General features: G+C 42.3%; 17 protein-coding genes and 1 pseudogene. 5 read left to right on the top strand and 13 right to left on the bottom strand.

The features are described 5' to 3' along the window. Positions 1 to 4: 4 nt before the first annotated feature. Positions 5 to 1279, bottom strand: coding sequence for a GTPase HflX (gene hflX, locus JI665_RS04155; RefSeq protein ID WP_414635259.1), 1275 nt, complete (start codon positions 1277 to 1279; stop codon positions 5 to 7). A 218-nt stretch (positions 1280 to 1497) separates the two neighbouring features. Here hflX and JI665_RS04150 point away from each other — a divergent pair, with 218 nt between their 5' ends. Beyond that, on the top strand, positions 1498 to 2112 hold the full coding sequence (locus tag JI665_RS04150) for a trimeric intracellular cation channel family protein (protein ID WP_206836631.1): 615 nt from the start codon (positions 1498 to 1500) through the stop codon (positions 2110 to 2112). A 66-nt stretch (positions 2113 to 2178) separates the two neighbouring features. On the opposite strand, the gene JI665_RS04145 is transcribed toward JI665_RS04150, so the two are convergent. The 4 genes from JI665_RS04145 to miaA all read right to left on the bottom strand — a co-directional run bounded on the left by JI665_RS04145 (position 2179) and on the right by miaA (position 5071). Further along, positions 2179 to 2412, bottom strand: coding sequence for a glutaredoxin family protein (locus JI665_RS04145; protein WP_206836628.1), 234 nt, complete (start codon positions 2410 to 2412; stop codon positions 2179 to 2181). Positions 2413 to 2476: 64 nt separating this feature from the next. Beyond that, complete coding sequence (gene spoVK / locus JI665_RS04140; protein WP_206836624.1) at positions 2477 to 3427, bottom strand: stage V sporulation protein K; 951 nt, start codon at positions 3425 to 3427, stop codon at positions 2477 to 2479. Positions 3428 to 3847: 420 nt separating this feature from the next. Next, the gene (gene hfq / locus JI665_RS04135; protein ID WP_035330690.1) at positions 3848 to 4081 is read right to left on the bottom strand and encodes an RNA chaperone Hfq; all 234 of its coding nucleotides are present in this window, start codon (positions 4079 to 4081) and stop codon (positions 3848 to 3850) included. A gap of 27 nt (positions 4082 to 4108) precedes the next feature. Beyond that, the gene (miaA, locus tag JI665_RS04130) at positions 4109 to 5071 is read right to left on the bottom strand and encodes a tRNA (adenosine(37)-N6)-dimethylallyltransferase MiaA (protein ID WP_206836619.1); all 963 of its coding nucleotides are present in this window, start codon (positions 5069 to 5071) and stop codon (positions 4109 to 4111) included. Positions 5072 to 5346: 275 nt separating this feature from the next. Here miaA and mreBH point away from each other — a divergent pair, with 275 nt between their 5' ends. Further along, positions 5347 to 6354, top strand: coding sequence for a rod-share determining protein MreBH (mreBH, locus tag JI665_RS04125; RefSeq protein WP_206836618.1), 1008 nt, complete (start codon positions 5347 to 5349; stop codon positions 6352 to 6354). A gap of 254 nt (positions 6355 to 6608) precedes the next feature. Here mreBH and mutL read toward each other — a convergent pair whose 3' ends face one another. From mutL to JI665_RS04100, 6 genes and pseudogenes are all read right to left on the bottom strand, one after another. Next, positions 6609 to 8531 (bottom strand): DNA mismatch repair endonuclease MutL, encoded by a 1923-nt coding sequence (gene mutL / locus JI665_RS04120; RefSeq protein WP_206836614.1) that lies wholly within the window; start codon positions 8529 to 8531, stop codon positions 6609 to 6611. Between the two features lie 18 nt (positions 8532 to 8549). Continuing rightward, the gene (gene mutS, locus JI665_RS04115) at positions 8550 to 11150 is read right to left on the bottom strand and encodes a DNA mismatch repair protein MutS (RefSeq protein WP_206836611.1); all 2601 of its coding nucleotides are present in this window, start codon (positions 11148 to 11150) and stop codon (positions 8550 to 8552) included. 323 nt (positions 11151 to 11473) lie between these two features. After that, the gene (locus tag JI665_RS04110; RefSeq protein WP_113882021.1) at positions 11474 to 12091 is read right to left on the bottom strand and encodes a PH domain-containing protein; all 618 of its coding nucleotides are present in this window, start codon (positions 12089 to 12091) and stop codon (positions 11474 to 11476) included. A 117-nt stretch (positions 12092 to 12208) separates the two neighbouring features. Then, positions 12209 to 12658 (bottom strand): VOC family protein, encoded by a 450-nt coding sequence (locus JI665_RS28475; RefSeq protein WP_414635262.1) that lies wholly within the window; start codon positions 12656 to 12658, stop codon positions 12209 to 12211. 288 nt (positions 12659 to 12946) lie between these two features. Then, positions 12947 to 13258 (bottom strand): annotated as a pseudogene (locus JI665_RS28855) (VOC family protein); the annotation flags it as partial. A gap of 163 nt (positions 13259 to 13421) precedes the next feature. Then, entirely contained in the window at positions 13422 to 13967 is a 546-nt protein-coding gene (locus tag JI665_RS04100; protein WP_206836605.1) for an outer spore coat protein CotE, read from the bottom strand. Positions 13968 to 14283: 316 nt separating this feature from the next. On the opposite strand from JI665_RS04100, the gene JI665_RS04095 reads away from it, so the two are divergent. The 3 genes from JI665_RS04095 (at position 14284) to JI665_RS04085 (ending at position 15413) form a co-directional block, all read left to right on the top strand. Next, positions 14284 to 14658 (top strand): hypothetical protein, encoded by a 375-nt coding sequence (locus JI665_RS04095; RefSeq protein WP_206836603.1) that lies wholly within the window; start codon positions 14284 to 14286, stop codon positions 14656 to 14658. Between the two features lie 43 nt (positions 14659 to 14701). Then, positions 14702 to 14998, top strand: a complete 297-nt coding sequence (locus tag JI665_RS04090; RefSeq protein ID WP_206836600.1) for a hypothetical protein — start codon at positions 14702 to 14704, stop codon at positions 14996 to 14998. A gap of 64 nt (positions 14999 to 15062) precedes the next feature. Beyond that, positions 15063 to 15413: a hypothetical protein gene (locus JI665_RS04085; protein ID WP_009330660.1), complete on the top strand. Its 351-nt coding sequence runs from the start codon at positions 15063 to 15065 to the stop codon at positions 15411 to 15413. A 102-nt stretch (positions 15414 to 15515) separates the two neighbouring features. On the opposite strand, the gene JI665_RS04080 is transcribed toward JI665_RS04085, so the two are convergent. Further along, on the bottom strand, positions 15516 to 15941 hold the full coding sequence (locus JI665_RS04080) for a RicAFT regulatory complex protein RicA family protein (protein WP_206836597.1): 426 nt from the start codon (positions 15939 to 15941) through the stop codon (positions 15516 to 15518). Beyond that, positions 15941 to 17488, bottom strand: a complete 1548-nt coding sequence (gene miaB / locus JI665_RS04075; protein ID WP_206836594.1) for a tRNA (N6-isopentenyl adenosine(37)-C2)-methylthiotransferase MiaB — start codon at positions 17486 to 17488, stop codon at positions 15941 to 15943. The genes JI665_RS04080 and miaB overlap by 1 nt, the downstream gene beginning before the upstream one ends. Positions 17489 to 17747 lie beyond the last annotated feature (259 nt).

The raw sequence follows: 17747 nt of genomic DNA, 5'->3' as shown, positions 1-17747 counted from the left end.
CTAACTATACGGTATATTTCATTAAAGGCCCTGAAATCTGATGGTCTTCGAGGTAATAGCCCTTGCAAACATAGAGCTCTTTATCTTCATTGAAAGTCAATTCCCTCAGGATGGTTTCGTTCTTGAGCTGTGACAGCAGTTTTCCCTCTGTCGAAGGCACCTCCACATGGTAATACTTCATCATTCCCAGGATCATCTGCTCGATTTTCCGTTTCAGTTCATTGCGGTCATCTTCATCAAAGGCACTGATCTGAATCGTTTCTGTTCTGGCGGTCGGGACAAAATCAGGATGCCTTAAATCTCTCTTATTATATACCGTAAGCTGCGGTATTTTATCATTTTCCAAATCTTCTATCAGTTTATTGACTGTCTGCTCATGCTGGTAATAATCCGGATTGGACATATCGACTACATGAAGAAGAAGATCTGCTTCCTTTACTTCTTCCAGAGTGGAACGGAAGGCTGCAATGAGCGTAGTCGGCAAATCCTGAATAAATCCGACTGTATCTGTCACAAGTGTGATAAATCCGCTTGGCAATATCAGCTTGCGGGTCATCGGGTCAAGTGTGGCAAACAGCTGGTTTTCTTCATAGGAATCCGCTTCCGACAATCTATTAAAAATAGTGGATTTCCCTGCATTTGTATAGCCGACAAGCGCTATTTGGAATGCTTTATTTTTCTTCCTTCGTTCACGGTATCTGTCACGGTGCTGCACAATGACAGAAAGCTGGGTCTTAATATCATCAATTCGGCGGCGGATATGGCGGCGGTCTGATTCAAGCTTGGTCTCACCCGGTCCCCTTGTGCCGATTCCCCCTCCAAGCCTTGAAAGCTGGACACCCTGGCCTGACAGGCGCGGCAGCAAATACTGCAGCTGTGCCAATTCGACCTGCAGCTTCCCTTCTTTAGAGCGCGCCCTCTGCGCAAAGATATCTAAAATCAGCTGTGTGCGGTCAATTATCCGTGCATCCAAATCTGCAGATAGGTTGCGAACCTGGCTTGGTGAAAGCTCATCGTTAAAAATGATAATATCTGCTTCCATATCTTCCTGAAGCGCAGCCAGTTCCTCCACTTTCCCTTTTCCTATATATGTAGACGGATGAACCCGTTCCCTTTTTTGAGTAATCGAAGCTAAAACTTTTCCGTTTGCCGTTTCAGTCAGCGACTCCAATTCTTCCATTGAATATTCAAACCGCTGGTCATCTTCATCAGTATGGCAGCCGACAAGAATGACTTTTTCATAATCTGGCTTATGTTCCAACCAGCATCCCTCTTTCATATGCTTATTTTAATTGATAACATCATAACAAAAAACATATTCAAATACTAATTTTTACCGCTATTCATAGGCTTTTGCACCGCCCATAATAAATGAATAAAAAAATGGTTGTATTTCTTATTTCCCGTGTTAAAATCATATTGTTTGGAAAGAATTTACGTTTTACTAACTTAAATAAAAATATATTTATAGATTTGCATCAAGAGGAGAAATGGCATATGACATGGGAAGTTTTAAGTATGATCGGCACTGTTGCTTTCGCTGTGAGCGGAGCAATTGTGGCCATGGAAGAAGAATATGATATTTTAGGTGTTTATATTCTGGGTATTGTTACCGCTTTTGGCGGCGGGGCCATCCGAAACCTGCTAATAGGTGTTCCTGTCTCTGCCCTTTGGGAACAGGGTTTATTTTTTCAGATTGCCCTTTTATCCATCACAGCAGTAATGCTGTTCCCTAACAATCTGCTCAAGCATTGGCAAAAGTGGGGTAATTTCACTGACGCAATCGGATTATCCGCCTTTGCTATCCAAGGAGCACTATACGCAACTGAAATGAATCATCCTTTAAGCGCTGTAATTGTGGCTGCTGTATTGACAGGAAGCGGCGGGGGCATCATCCGTGACCTTCTGGCAAGGAGAAAACCGCTTGTATTGCGGTCTGAAATCTATGCGGTCTGGGCTATCCTTTGCGGTTTCGCAGTCGGACTCGGAATCGCCTCAGCTCCGTTTGAGTTATACACTTTGTTTATCATTATTACTGCTTTGCGGGTTTTATCATACACATATAATTGGAAGCTTCCGGTTAAGAGGCTTGGGACAAAAGCATCGGCTTAAGCTGGTGCTTTTATTTGTCGAACTATATTAAAAAGACCTGCTCAATCCATGAGCAGGCCTCCTATATTATTGCTTCACATTCGCCATAATTGTATTTGGATCAAAGCCAATGACCCATTTGCCATTCACATTGATCTGCGGAACTCCCATTTGTCCGGTTGTTGCAACCAATTTTTGTGCCTCTCTCTGATCATTCTGCACATTAACCTCTATATACTCCAGCCCTTTCTCATCCAGAAAATTCTTCACCATTGTACAGTAAGGGCAAGTATTTGTTGTATAAACTGTAATATTGTTCATTTTATATTCCTCCTTCAATAAAAAACAATGCTTTTTTGACACTGTCTTTTTTTACAATATCCCCTTAATCAGCTTCTTCAAACACCAAATCATTGCTTCTGATGGTCATCAGATCATGTTTGTCATAGCTGTTTTGCATTAACAGGCGCATGGCCTGAGTCCGGATTGATTTTTCTATAATATTTCGGATGTAGCGCCCGTTCGAAAAGCTGTTCGGGCTGAGATTATTTTTTACATAGTGTAAGTGTTCCCTTAGCTTTCTTTCGGATTCGTGGCTTAAGGTATACTCCCGTTCCTTCAGCATCCGCTCCCCGATTTCCATCAGCTGTTCAATCGAGTAGTCAGGAAAGTCAACAACCAGGGGGAATCGGGAATGAAGACCTGGATTCAGTGTCAGGAAATGATTCATTTCTCTTGAGTAGCCCGCCAGAATCAGAATAAATTCATGCTGGCGATCTTCCATATGCTTGACGAGGGTGTCAATGGCTTCCTTGCCGAAGTCTTTTTCTCCGCCTCTGCCTAAAGAGTATGCTTCGTCGATGAACAGGATCCCGCCTATTGCTTTTTTCACCAAATCCCTTGTCTTTTGGGCTGTATGACCAATGTATTCACCGACAAGATCGGCCCGCTCTGCTTCAATCAGATGGCCTTTTGACAGCACATTCATTTTTTGAAAAAGCTTGCCTATTAATCGGGCAACTGTTGTTTTACCTGTGCCGGGATTTCCTTTGAACATCATATGCAATGCTTGCTTTCCAGCTTTGAGACCGGCTTCTTCCCGCTTTTTATTCACATAAATCCAGGCATAGATCTCCTTGATCATTTTCTTCATCTCTTCCATTCCCACAAGAGCGCCAAGTTCTTCTTCAATTTCTTTCAGAGCTGTATGCTCAGCCGGAATGGCTTTTGGAGCCGCTTGGGATTCGGGAAGCTCTTTTGTGTATGTTTTTCGCTTTTGTGAATTGAGCACGATGCTGATCTGTCCGTTATTCTTCAGGCGAATCGGCTGGTCCAAAAGCTATCACCTCACATTCTTAGCACAGTATACGCATAGAAGTAATCGTTGTGACAAAAGCCTATATGCATCCGCGAGATTACGGTTATTAGGCTAAAATACGACAAGTTCCCGTCCATTTCAGCAATCAATGATGCAGGAGTGTCGGTTCATGCGGTTTCCCGAGAAATAAGGTGAAACTTCCATCAGCTATGGCTATACTCCCTTTCAGTATGGCAAAGAGTAAATAAACCGTTCATGATGGCCAAGGGAAACGAGCCCGCAGTCAGCTTGCCCACATAGAAACAATAAATTCCCATACCTATATGTATTCAGATGGCGTCCATTTCATTAAATATTTTTGTCTTTCTTATCGGTCTCCGCAAAAGAAAATAGCCCGCTTCATTTAAAGCGGGCTTTTCTTGCTGACTCTATTATCTTTTATTGCTGGTTTTCTAAATCCAACTGAACATTGCGCTGGGGGACGAATGTTGAAATCGCATGCTTGTAAACAAGCTGCTGCTTTCCTTCTGATTCAAATAGTACAGTAAAATTATCAAAGCCTTTAATACAGCCTCTAATTTGGAATCCATTTAATAAGAACACGGTACAATTCGTATTATCCTTGCGTAGCTGGTTAAGAACCTGATCCTGAATATTGATTGCTGATTTCATTATAATCCTCCTCTTTTATCTCTAACATTATGTATTCGATTTTATTTTCAGCTTTCCTTCAATATGAGCAGAAATTTCAGCGAATTTTTTTTCAAACTCATGAGGGTCGGCTGTATCGGACATATCAAACCATTCCACATTCATCTTGTTTCGAAACCATGTTAGCTGCCTTTTTGCATATCTTCTTGAATTTTGCTTCAGATTTCCTACTGCATCCTCCAGAGAAACACGTCCATTAAAGTATTGATACAGCTCTTTATACCCGATAGCCTGTATGGACTGGCAATCCTTTAATCCCTGATCATATAGTGATCTCACCTCTTCAAGCAAGCCTTCCTTCATCATGATCTCAACTCGGAGATTGATGCGTTCATATAAGGTTTCCCGATCCATGGTCAACCCAATCAGTGCCGTATCATAAAGAAGTTCCGGATCCTGATTCTCCTGATACTGAGACATTGTTTTCCCTGTGCAATGGTAAATTTCCAATGCCCTGATCACTCTTCGAATGTTATTGGGGTGAATTTTTTCTGCACTTTCAGGGTCTATTGCCAAAAGCTCCTTAAAAAGGGCATCTTTCCCTTCCCTTTCGTCGCGCTCCTCCAATGTTTTTCTGAATTCTTCATCTGAAGGCGCATCAGAGAATTGGTAATCATAAATAACAGATTGAATATACAATCCTGTGCCTCCAACGATCATGGGAAGTTTGCCTCTTGAAGTTATCTCTGTGATTCTGCTTCGGACCAGCTCCTGAAATTCAGCTGCAGAAAAGGGATCTTCAGGATTTTTGATGTCGATTAGATGATGCGGAATTCCTTCCATCTCTTCTTCCTTAATTTTTGCTGTGCCGATATCCATGCTTTTATATATTTGCATAGAATCTCCGCTGATGATCTCGGCATTAAATCTTTTCGCCAGCAGAATGCTTAATTTTGTTTTTCCAACTGCTGTAGGGCCAATAAGCACTGCCAGCTTTTCTTTCTCACTCATCTGTTCACTGCCTTTACTGCCATTCTATTTATTATCCTACCATATGACAGGAAAATTTTTCAGGTATCATCTTACCATTCTTTTTACAAAAACAGAACATTTATGCATTATGAACAAGTTTTGTCCGTTCTATTCGACAATTTTCCTAAAATTTTCTTATAAAATTACATTTTATTAACGATTCCATAACAAATCAAGGCTAACCCCCAAAATCATGTTAATTTATTAGAAGGTTATATCGTGACAATATAAATTTGAAATTGGGTGAATAATTCATGATAAATACATCTGAAATTGGAATTGACTTAGGGACTGCTAATATCCTTGTCTACAGCAAAACAAAAGGAATTATCTTAAACGAACCGTCTGTAGTAGCAATTGATACAGAAACGAAAAAAGTGTTAGCTGTTGGTAAAGAAGCAAAAGAAATGATTGGGAAAACACCGGGCCGTATCATTGCCATCCGTCCGCTAAAAGACGGGGTTATCGCGGATTATGATACGACGACTGAAATGCTTCGCCAGGTTATGCGAAAAGCATCGAAAAAAGTCGGATTCGCGATCAGAAAGCCTAACGTGGTCGTATGTACTCCTTCAGGTTCTACTTCTGTAGAGAGAAGAGCTATTCAGGACGCAGTACGAAATGCTGGGGCAAAAAAAGTACATCTTATTGAAGAACCTGTAGCAGCTGCAATAGGTGCAGGCATGCCTGTTGATGAGCCCGTTGCGAACGTTGTTGTAGATATTGGCGGAGGTTCAACTGAAGTCGCCATCATTTCATTTGGCGGCGTTGTTGCCTGCCATTCCATCCGTATTGGCGGTGACAGACTCGATGATGACATTATTCAGCATGTCCGCAAAGAATACAATGTCCTTATAGGGGAAAGAACAGCTGAAAAAATTAAGATGGAAATAGGCTATGCATTAGTCGACCATGAAGAAATGACAATGGAAGTCCGTGGCCGGGACCTTGTGACTGGTTTGCCAAAAACAATTATATTGTCTTCATATGAAATTCGTGATGCAATGAGAGAAGCACTCCTGCATATTCTGGAGGCTATCCGTGCCACTTTAGAAGACAGTCCTGCCGAACTGAGCGGTGACATCGTTGACCGCGGTGTTATTTTATCCGGCGGCGGCGCTCTCCTTAATGGCATGCAGGATTGGCTATCCCAAGAAATTGTAGTGCCTGTGCACCTTGCTCCAAATCCACTTGAATCAGTAGCGGTTGGAACAGGGGTTGCATTAAAATATATTGATAAGATGCATACATTGGTAAGATAAGGTTATAGATTAAGAGCACCCATTTTGCGGAATGGATGCTTTTTTTGTTTAATAGAGTGACATTTTGAGCGGTATTTCGTTTTTATGAGCGAAAATTGGATTTTATCGGCGATTCGAATTCTTTATGAGCGAATTTCTAAATTTATGAGCGAAAAGATAGTACTTTTAAGCGAAAACCTATTTTAGTTTACATAATATTATTATAGTTTATAGATTAAAAACGCCGAACCACTCAGGTTCAGCGTCCCAATTTTCTACATTACCCTCTTAAACATTTTCTCCATCTCATAAGTGGAGTAATGAATAATGATCGGCCGTCCATGCGGACATGTGAACGGATCGGAAGACCTCCGCAATTCATCAAGCAGCGCCTGGATTTCATCATTGCGGAGATGGTGATTCGCTTTAATGGAAGCTTTACAGCTCATCATAATGGCAGCTTCCTCACGCAACTTTTTAATATCGACTCTCTTCATGGCTAAGAGCTGTTCAATCATATCCTCGATGATTTCCTGTTCCTCGCCTTTAGGCAGCCATTGCGGATGGGAACGGACAATAAAGCTGTTATGTCCGAATTGCTCCAGAAATACCCCCACTTTTTCAAGCTCGCCTTTGTATTCATCAATTTTAATGTAATCATCTGTTGAGTATTCAAAGGTCAGCGGTATGAGCATATCCTGCAATTCGCTTTCAACCTGGCCTACTTTCTCCCTGAAATACTCGTACTTGATCCGCTCCTGCGCGGCATGCTGATCAATGATATAGAGGCCACGGTCATTTTGGGCAAAAATATACGTCCCATGCATTTGCCCGATCGGATAGAGCGGCGGCACCCGGGACGGCTCTTCCACTGTTGCAGTCTCTGCAAAAAATTGTTTCAGTCCTGCAGCTCTCGGCTCTTCAGGCTGGAATAAATGCTGATCCGCTTCAGGCATTTCTTCTGCTGATGTGCTAATATCCATGAAAGGTGTATTCTGCACATCAGGTGATTCTGCTGCTGGCAGTTCAGCTGGAGGACTTTGCGGGCTTTTCAGAACTCTCCCATTCGGGTACTGCCGGACAGCTTCCTCCCTTGTTTCACGCACATAAGAAGGCACATGCTCCCGATGCTCCGGCAGATGATCCAAATCAAGAGCAGTCTGTTCCGATTTAGGTTTCATGCTTTTCGGCTGTGTAAATCCGGAAGGAATAAGTTCCTCTTTTTTAAATGCTGTCTTCAAGGCACCTGATACAAGCTCATTCAATTCATTTTCCTTGCTTAAGCGTACCTCCATTTTCGACGGATGGACATTCACATCGACAAGGAGCGGATCCATTTCAATGTTCAGGAGCACAATCGGGTAGCGGCCAATTGGCAGCAGAGTATGATACCCCTCCTGAATGGCTTTGGCCAACGAATAATTTTTGATAAAGCGGCCGTTGATTATGGTAGAAATATAGTTTCTTGATGCCCTTGTAATCTCAGGCAGTGCGGCATAGCCGCTGATTTTAAAATCAAGTGAGCTTGCTTCAATCCGAACCATCTTTTTCACAATATTGAGCCCATAAATAGCCGCAAGCACCTGCCGGACATCCCCGTTTCCGTTCGTCTGCAGAAGCTTTCGCTCATTATGGATCAGGCGGATGGCGACCTCAGGATGGGCGAGCGACAGCCTGTTAACCACATCTGTAATATTGCCCAGCTCTGTGTGAATCGTCTTCATATATTTAAGCCGTGCCGGCGTGTTGAAAAATAAATCCGTCACGGTCAGGTCAGTCCCTTTTCTGCCGGGCGCCTTTTCCATTACTTCCACTTTTCCGCCTTCGATGACAACCCGTGTGCCGGCAACCCCGGTTGAGGTTTTCATCTCAATCCTGGAAACAGACGCAATACTTGGCAATGCCTCGCCGCGGAATCCGAGAGTGCGGATGCGGAAAAGGTCATTTTCGTCTTTAATTTTACTGGTAGCATGGCGATGAAAGGCATTCAGGACATCATCTTCCTCAATGCCATCACCATTATCGATGATACGGATTTTAGCCAGGCCGGCTTCTTCCACTTCGATTTCAATAATCGTGCTACCGGCATCAATCGAGTTCTCCATTAATTCTTTTACCACTGATGCAGGCCGCTCCACCACCTCGCCGGCAGCGATTTTATTAGAAAGAGCATCATCCAGCTGAATGATTTTCCCCATCTCGTCACCCCCTGTTTACTAATTTTTCAATTTCCTGTGCAATTCATATAATGTATTTAATGCCTGCATTGGCGTCATATCCAGGATATCGAGCGCTTTGACTTTATCAATTATCTTTTTTTCTTTAGAGCCTATTGAAGGTTTCTTCACATTTTCAGGCTCCTCAAAAAAAGATAATTGGCCAGCAGGCTCTGCCATTTTTTCTGCGGCAGGACTCTCTTTTTTCACAGGATGAGGATCGTTCGATTCCAGCCCCGTTAATATTTCATTTGCCCTTACAATCAGTTCATTCGGAAGCTCTGCAAGCTGGGCAACATGGATTCCGTAACTCTTATCTGCCGCTCCTTCCTTAATTTTATGAAGGAACACAACCCGTCCATTTTGCTCGACTGCGCTGACATGGATGTTTTTCACCTTTTGCAGTTCTTCTTCAAGCACCGTCAATTCATGATAGTGAGTGGAAAATAAAGTCTTCGCACCAATCCGGTTGTGAATATATTCAATGATTGCCTGCGCCAATGCCATCCCATCATAGGTGGATGTTCCGCGCCCGATTTCATCGAATAGTATCAAACTGTTTTGAGTGGCATTCACAATCGCATTTCTCGCTTCAAGCATCTCGACCATGAACGTACTCTGGCCGGAAATTAGGTCATCGGCGGCTCCGATTCTCGTAAATACCTGGTCGAAAATCGGCAGCACGGCTTCAGAAGCAGGCACATAGCAGCCGATTTGCGCTAAAATCGCCGTTAGGGCGATTTGCCTCATATACGTACTTTTACCGGACATATTCGGCCCTGTAATTAGCAGCATTTCACGGTCGGCATCCATATAACAGTCATTCGGCACATATTCCTGTGCATTCAGTACTTTTTCAACGACTGGATGGCGGCCGTCTTTAATATTAACCCGTCTTTCATTTGAAAAGTTTGGCTTTATATAATGCCTCTGCTCGCTGACAGCAGCGAAGCACTGAAGAACATCCAGCTCACTTACTGTTTTCGCAAGCTTTTGCAATCTCGGAATAAATTCTTTTACATGTTCGCGGACATTAGTAAATAATTCATACTCCAGCTCCACGCACTTTTCCTGCGCTTCCAGTATGAGTGCCTCTTTTTCCTTTAATTCAGGCGTAATAAATCTTTCGGCATTGGTCAGGGTCTGTTTGCGCTCATATTGCCCTTCCTGTAATAGATGAAGATTGGCGCGGGTTACTTCAATATAATAGCCAAACACACGGTTAAAACCTATTTTTAATGATTTAATGCCTGTTTTTTCACGTTCCTGCTTTTCAAGCTGGGCAATCCAGGTTTTCCCGTTGCGGCTGGCATCACGGTATTTATCCAGCTCTTCATGATAGCCGTCCTGAATGATGTTTCCATCCTTCAAAGACAGCGGCGGATTTTCCATTATCGCGCTTTCCAAAGTATCAGTGACTTCTTCACAGGCATCCAGGCGCTCAGCAAGCCTCACTGCTTCTTCACTCGGCAGATTTGAGACCATTTCTTTTAAAACAGGTATCTGCTGAAGAGATTTCTTAAGCTGTACAAGGTCGCGGGCATTTACATTTCCAAATGCCACTCTTCCTGCAAGGCGTTCCAGATCATAAACTTCCTTCAGCTTTTCCCGGATTTCTTCCCGTTCAAAGAAAGAGTGAATAAGCGTTTCAACCAGCGAATGGCGGCGCTTGATTTCCTGTTCATCAATAAGCGGCCTGTCGATCCATTGCTTTAACAGGCGTCCTCCCATGGCAGTCTTCGTTTCATCCAAGAGCCATAACAGTGAGCCCTTCTTCCCTTTGCTGCGGATGGTTTCTGTCAGCTCAAGATTCTTTTTTGAAAAATAATCGATTTTCATGTATTGATTAATCTGATAAGTAGCCACCTTTTGAAGGTGATCCAGGCTCCTCTTTTGCGTACGGTACAGGTAATTAATCAGTCTGCAAGAAGTTGTCCTGAGCTTGTCCTGATTTAAACCAGCCAGAAGTCCCTCGAAAGAGTCCCGGACTCCGCAATCATCCTCGAATGAAATCGCCATGACGGAGCGTTCTTTCATTCTCCTCTGCCATTCTCCATCAAAGTCGGAAGAGATGACTACTTCCTTTGCACCTGACATAGACAGCTCGTTCAAGACCTCATCAAACCCGCTGCTTAACATCGTTACCTTCGTCTCACCTGTTGATAAATCATTGGTGGCAAATCCAAAGGTTTCATCTTCAAAGACCGAAATCGATGCAATATAGTTGTTTTCTTTTTCCTGAAGGCCTTTGCCTTCCATCATTGTTCCAGGTGTGATAAGCTGAACGACTTCCCGCTTCACAACTCCTTTTGCCTGTTTCGGATCTTCTGTTTGCTCGCAGATTGCGACTTTGTATCCTTTTTCAATCAATTGTTCAATATAAACCGGTGCTGAATGATACGGCACCCCGCACATGGGAATCCTTTCTTCCGTACCTCCCTCGCGGCTGGTTAATGTGATTTCAAGCTCCTGTGATGCATTAAGTGCATCATCAAAAAACATTTCGTAAAAATCGCCAAGGCGAAAAAATAAAAAGGCATCCTGATATTCTGCCTTTACCCGTAAGTATTGCTGTATCATAGGCGTGTAAGCTGCTGCCATAACTTCCTCCAACGATCCATAATCTATTATTTTATAATCCTGTTTTAGAGATTTTCTCTAAAAACGTCTTTTTCATTATATCATAGATTATCGGCTGACTCAGACGTGCAATATTTGGCGATTAGAAAAGCGGAAGCGCCTTGCCCACCCCCGACAAGCACAAGATGATCCTCACGGAAAGGCGTTCTTTGCCTTTTTGGGAGGATTGGCTTGTGACCTCGAGGGGGTATGCGCTGGATCTAGACAGTTATCGAAGTTCAAAACTTAAAACTTCTTATTTTAGAAAAACAGCAGCTCCCCAAATGGAGAGCTGCCAGTATTTCTTAGTTATTGATGTATTTTTCAAACACATAACCGAAATCTTTCACATTATATTTCTTGCGGCTGTTCATCAGCCAATTGAAGGCTGTTTCATTCAATACACGGAAATTATCCACTACATTGGCGTCCTGACTGGACACTGAACGACCAAGAGTGCTTGATGCCAAATTCAGGCTTTTTTCAGCATACTCCATCGACACTTCATTTTCGCGGCAGATTTCGGAAATGCGGATCAGGGCTTTATATAAATCTTTCAATTCTTCGATATGCTTTTTATGTACGTCAATAGAGAAAGCCTGGGATCCGATCACGAATTTGATTTCTACATCTAAATCAACTGTACCAGCTGTTTCCAGCATCACATTGGAAATGCTGTATTCACGGTAGCTGTAGCGCTTTAGAGTTCGTTTTTTGCTGACTGCACTTGTACCATCCAGATGAATAAGCGCTTTATTCGTAAAGCAGTATTCATCCGACTTGGACTTGATCAGGAAATAAATTTTCTCATTATCTTCGTGCAGGACATAATCGTCAGCATCAACCTTGTCATAATCAGCCGGCTGGATGACGCTTCCCACATCGCTTAATCCCAGCACATCAGATGCAACCTTTTTAAACATAAACCCTCAACCTTTCATTATTCATTATACTACTTTGCTATTTTAACATATTTAGGAAAACGATGGCTTATTCATTTTTTAATTAACATTGGAAAAGCTCCCGGCAAACCGGAAGCTTCATATTCCTAGCGTATTCATCAATACAATCGGCCATCCATCAGGATCTTCTATCGTCACTCCGCCTCTGCCCCAATATGGATTTTCCGGATCTGTTTCCAAATACCCAATAGCTGCAAGCCTTTCGGCAATGTTATCCCGCTCCAGGCGGTCTCCAACATAAAAGACTAATAGATGTTCCTTTGTTGGCTTCGGAAGCTCCATTATTTCCCTGGATTGAGTAAATTCAAGATGGTACTGGCTATCAGGCAGACCAATCATAATGCCATCATAGCCTTCATGATTCCGAAACTCGCCGACTCTTTTCAGACCCAGTCCTTTTTCATAAAAGGAAATGAGTTTATCAAGCTGGTTTGTGGGACGTGCAATGCGAAATTGCACAGCTGGAATGCTCCCTTCCCACTCCTTTCTCACGATCACTTCGTAAGGATATTCCTGATGCTGAAACATAGCATCCTCTGGTCCCGAAGCAAATATTTTAATCGGAGAAATAACGGAAGCCCTTTCAGTTGGATACCAGTTACGCCCTTCCTTCACAAGCACAAAAACCCCTTTCCTGTCTCCGTAAAAAGCAAACGTCTCGCTGGAATCCATCTGTTCATTGTACAAATACTGATCTAATTCCCGCGCCATTGCGGAAACATCTTTGACAGGCAAGCCAACTTCCCCAACATCATGCCAGCGGATATCCTCCTTTTTTACACCATCCAATGGGCGCTCCAGCATCTCCATAATATTTCCGTCCGGATCGATAAAATAGGCCTGCTTTCCTTTCCAAAACATACTGTACTCACCACTCTCATTTGCCAGCAGCACGCTTTCAGCCCCTAATTTTTGATACATATGATCAAAGTGTCCAGTATTAGTCCGGAAACATACATGATAAAATGGAATTGCTGCATCTTTCTCAAAAAGAATCTTTGTTGAACCGGCCATTATCGTAAAATAACTTTCAGTCTCCATCAGCAGCTCCATTTCCAGCACATCTGTATAAAATTCTTTCATCCTGTCTAAATCATTGCACTTCAAATTCAATTGAAATATTTTCATCCTTGCCTCTCCCCTTTACATCTTATACCTCCATTCTAAGGAAAGACTCTGCAGATGAATTCAGACTAAAGGCTGAAGATACAGTCGATAATTCGCTGGAATATGGCTCCCATTATGAAAATATAAAAAGAAAAACTAGGAAGCAAAACCTCCTAGTTTGTCATTATTCTTCTTCAGTTCCCACCAAGAAATCTGGATTTAAATCCTCGAATTCTTCATCATCCACATCAAGTCCCCAATCGTCATCATCGCATTCGCACTTGTCTGGGTAAACAGCTACACAAACTTTTGTTTCGCCGATCACCTCGACCATGAACTCTCTTTCCACAGTGACGATGATTTTGTTGCCGTTTGGAGAAATGACTGCTTCACAGCAGCTCGGCTGCTGCAGAACACGGGCGATGACATCATGATCATCCAAACAGTCCGGATCACGGTACTTCAATTTAATGACATCTTTATACTCAACCCGTTCGGTAACAACTTCGGTTTTTGTATTGTTGTTGAAAGAGTACCAAACGTTAATGTCATAATGGCCGCAGATTTCCACTGTTTTTCCAGCTTTTTTCGCCTCGTACGTATGGTTTATGATCCAGCAGCCAAGTATGCTTGACGGATGGTGTGACGGGCAGATCGTATGATTGGACTGTGTGAATTTACGTCCTTTCGCAACGACCGCTTTCGTTATAATCTCTCTGTAATCTCCCATTGCGAGCGAACCCTCCTCATTCATTTTCAATTCATCCTATGCGGGATATTAGACTAGTGTGCGATAATTTTGATGAATGTTAGGCAAAAGTATTGGCATGATTTATAGTATGCCGGGAGCGGGCGAATGTTCCGGTCTGAACAAATCCAGCAGGAGAATTCTCTATATAAATAAGGAAAGTGCCTGCCTATGGTAAGGCCTTAAAACTCACTGATAGGTATGTGATTGAAAAATGCACGTTTGTCCTGCTCCATCTGCGGAGACAGCTTGGCTCATGAATCAATATAATAAACTATCGATAAGGAGGTGAACAGGAATGGCAGACAAGGAGAACTCCAACTATAAAGTTTCAATCAATGGCAAAGAGCTGACAGGAGAAGAAGCAAAACAATATGCTGAACAAATGGCAGCCAAGTTTACTGAAACATTGGGCGAATTCTATACAAAAGGATTAGAAAAAATTCAGTCTGAAGAGTTAAAAGGAAATCTTATGGAATCTCTTAAGCCGTTGAAAAACTTAGAAGGGCTCTTCACAAAAAATTCCTCCGGGATCGGGAATATGATTCCTGCATTAAAAAATCTGCTGCCTGTTGTGGAAACATCAGAGGATTATAAACAGGTGAAACTTTCTGTAAACGGAAAAAAACTTCTGGATCTGGATCTTTCAGACATGATGAAGAAAGACTCATAATCTAGAAAACAGCCACTTCAATCAATTGAAGGAGGTGAAAAATATGCTATCAAGATGCAATGACGATTACGAAAAAGACAATGGCGTATTGCCGAGCGGCGGAGCAGTAAATGGAGCAGACAGCGGCAATGAAGCGGAAGCTTTTACTTTCGCTGCACAAGCAAACCTACCTCAAACAAACCTAAATGGCCAATTGCCGATTTCTGGTGGAGGCTTTGCTATTAACGCTGCACTGATCAACATTCCAATTCTTTCAGCTCAATACAATATTGCAAATGGAGGAGACTCCACAGCCATTTCTGTGAACACTACAACTCAGCAGCAAAGCAATAAAGCGTAATTAAAGATAAAGCAATTTTTTCTATGCAGAGTCTTAAATGTCCAAAAAGAAGGGAGGGAGTACCATGTTAAGTCAAAATATGCAAAAGTTGGATTTGGATCCGGAAGTCCTCAAACAGCTGGGTATTCCAAAGGAGTTTATTGATATGGCTGCAGAAGCCGGAATACCGTCTATCAATAACCATGCTGCCGGCGGAAAGGGCGGACGGGCTATCAATCTCACATATGTGGATAATTACTCGACATTGCTCCTTGTATATACTTTTCTCCTCAACTTTTTGGACAAAAAATCTGATGATGCAGGGACTAAAATGCTGAATCAATCCCTGCTGTCAACGTTAAATGCTGCAATCATCGAACAGCAGGAGTACAGAAAAGAATTTTTAAAGGCAGTAGAATTATTGCGAAACCAATAAAAGGCCCCCCACAACCCATGGCCAATACCAATTCCTCCCTTAAATATAGAACGTAAAAAACACCCTGCACTTATTGGTGCAGGGTGTTCCGCTTTCTGTTTATTAATGTGTACAGCTGCTGTTGCTGATTTTTGATCCCGTTTCACCGCTTAGGAGATTTCCGCCTGTAGAAGTAATGACTTCGTCTGTTACAGTGTTGGAAATCGCATTAGCCACAATCTGCAGCAATTCATTAACATCCACCTGGGATTGCTTGAATTCCTGGACAACCGGAATTTCATCCAGCTGCTGTTCCAATTGGGCAATTTTTTCTTCCGTTTTCTTTAATGCTTCAGCTTTACCATAGTGCTGAAGATTGACAGCCTGTTTTTGCAAGCCTTTGATTGTTGTAATGGTAGCACTAACCTTTTCGTTTTCATTAATCTGTGCTTCTGCACGCTTGAAGAAATCTACCTCTTCTGTCTCTGCAATCATGCGTGCCAGTTCCTTCGCACGTTCTACTATCTCATCTTTTGTGTATTTAGCCATTACTGCTTCACCTCAACCGCATCTAGTTCTTCTACCATTTCTCCGTTTAGGGACCAAGTCTTCGCATCGGTTACCTTTACATTCACGATTTTGCCGATCGCTGTTTTCGGTCCCTTAAAGTTTACGAGCTTGTTCTTTCTTGTGTAGCCTGCAAGAATTTCAGGATTGTTCTTGCTTTCCCCTTCCACAAGAACTTCGACAGTCTGACCTTTATATTTTTTCATTGCTTCTGCAGATAATTCATTAACAACTGCGTTCAGGCGCTGAAGACGTTCTTTCTTCACTTCCATTGGCACGTTATCCACCATTTTGGCCGCTGGTGTGCCTTCACGAGGTGAGTAAATGAACGTATAAGCAGCTTCGAACCCTACCTCCCGATACAGGGAAATTGTTTCTTCAAATTGCTCTTCTGTCTCATTAGGATAGCCTACGATGATATCAGTTGTGAAAGTGGCCTCTGGAATAGCCGCTTTAATCTTGCGAACCAGCTCCAAGTATTGTTCCCTTGTATATTTACGGGCCATGATTTTCAGGACATCTGTAGAACCAGATTGAACTGGCAGGTGAATATGCTCTACCAGATTGCCTCCCTTGGCAAGCACTTCAATCAAATGATCATCAAAATCTCGTGGATGGCTGGTTGTAAAGCGTACTCGCGGAATGTCGATTTTGCGCATTTCATCCATTAAATCGCCAAGACCGTATTTCATATCCTCAAAATCTTTTCCATACGCGTTTACATTTTGCCCAAGCAGGGTAATTTCCTGGTAGCCCTGTGCAGCTAACTGACGCACTTCCTGAATGATATCCTCAGGACGTCTGCTCCGCTCTTTTCCCCGTGTATAAGGAACGATGCAGTATGTGCAGAATTTATCACAGCCGTACATAATGTTGACCCATGCTTTAATATTGCCGCGGCGCACTTTTGGAAGGTTCTCAATAACATCCCCTTCTTTAGACCAAACTTCAATTACCATTTCCTTCGACATATACGCTTCTTGAAGAATGTTAGGAAGACGGTGAATGTTGTGTGTTCCAAATATCATATCTACCTGGTTATATGTTTTAAGAATCTTGTTAACAACTGATTCTTCCTGTGACATACATCCGCAGACACCAATTAGAAGATCGGGATTTTCCTTTTTTAAATGTTTTAGATGGCCAAGTTCTCCAAACACTTTATTCTCGGCATTTTCACGGATGGCACATGTATTAAGCAAAATGACATTTGCATCTTCTACAGATTCTGTATGCTCATAGCCAAGACCAAGGAAAATACCAGCCATAACTTCGGTATCATGTTCATTCATTTGGCAGCCGTAAGTGCGGATATAGAATTTGCGGCCTTTTCCCATTCCATGAAATTCTTCTGGTATGTTAAAATCTTTATGATATTTCACTTCTTCTTTACCGCGTTTTTTCGCTTCCTTTAAGGAAGGTGCAGTATAAACAGTTTCAAAGTATTTGCTGTAATCCTTTACGGATTTTTTGTCCGAAGGATTTGCTGTTTGCACTTGCTGGCTTTCTAAACGCTGTTTTTCGTTCATCATGTATCCCCTTTCTCTTTCTCCTGAGCTGCATCTATCATTTAAACTCCATTTTCAGCTTTTATTAAGTTGTGCAATTTATATATGTGCACATTATTATAGTATAAGGCTTTCTGATAGTTAAAACAATAGAAAACAGCACTCGGTCTCTTATCAGCAGCTATTACTTGTATGTACGAACAGGGATAATTTTAATCCTACACATTTACTTATACTAGACTAAATTTAATATATTGTGTGTGATAGTTGTCACATCTAA

It is taken from the genome of Bacillus sp. NTK034 (assembly GCF_017303275.1).
In the GTDB taxonomy this organism is placed as follows: Bacteria; Bacillota; Bacilli; order Bacillales; family Cytobacillaceae; genus Cytobacillus.
This window is presented reverse-complemented; position numbering and strand designations above follow the sequence as displayed.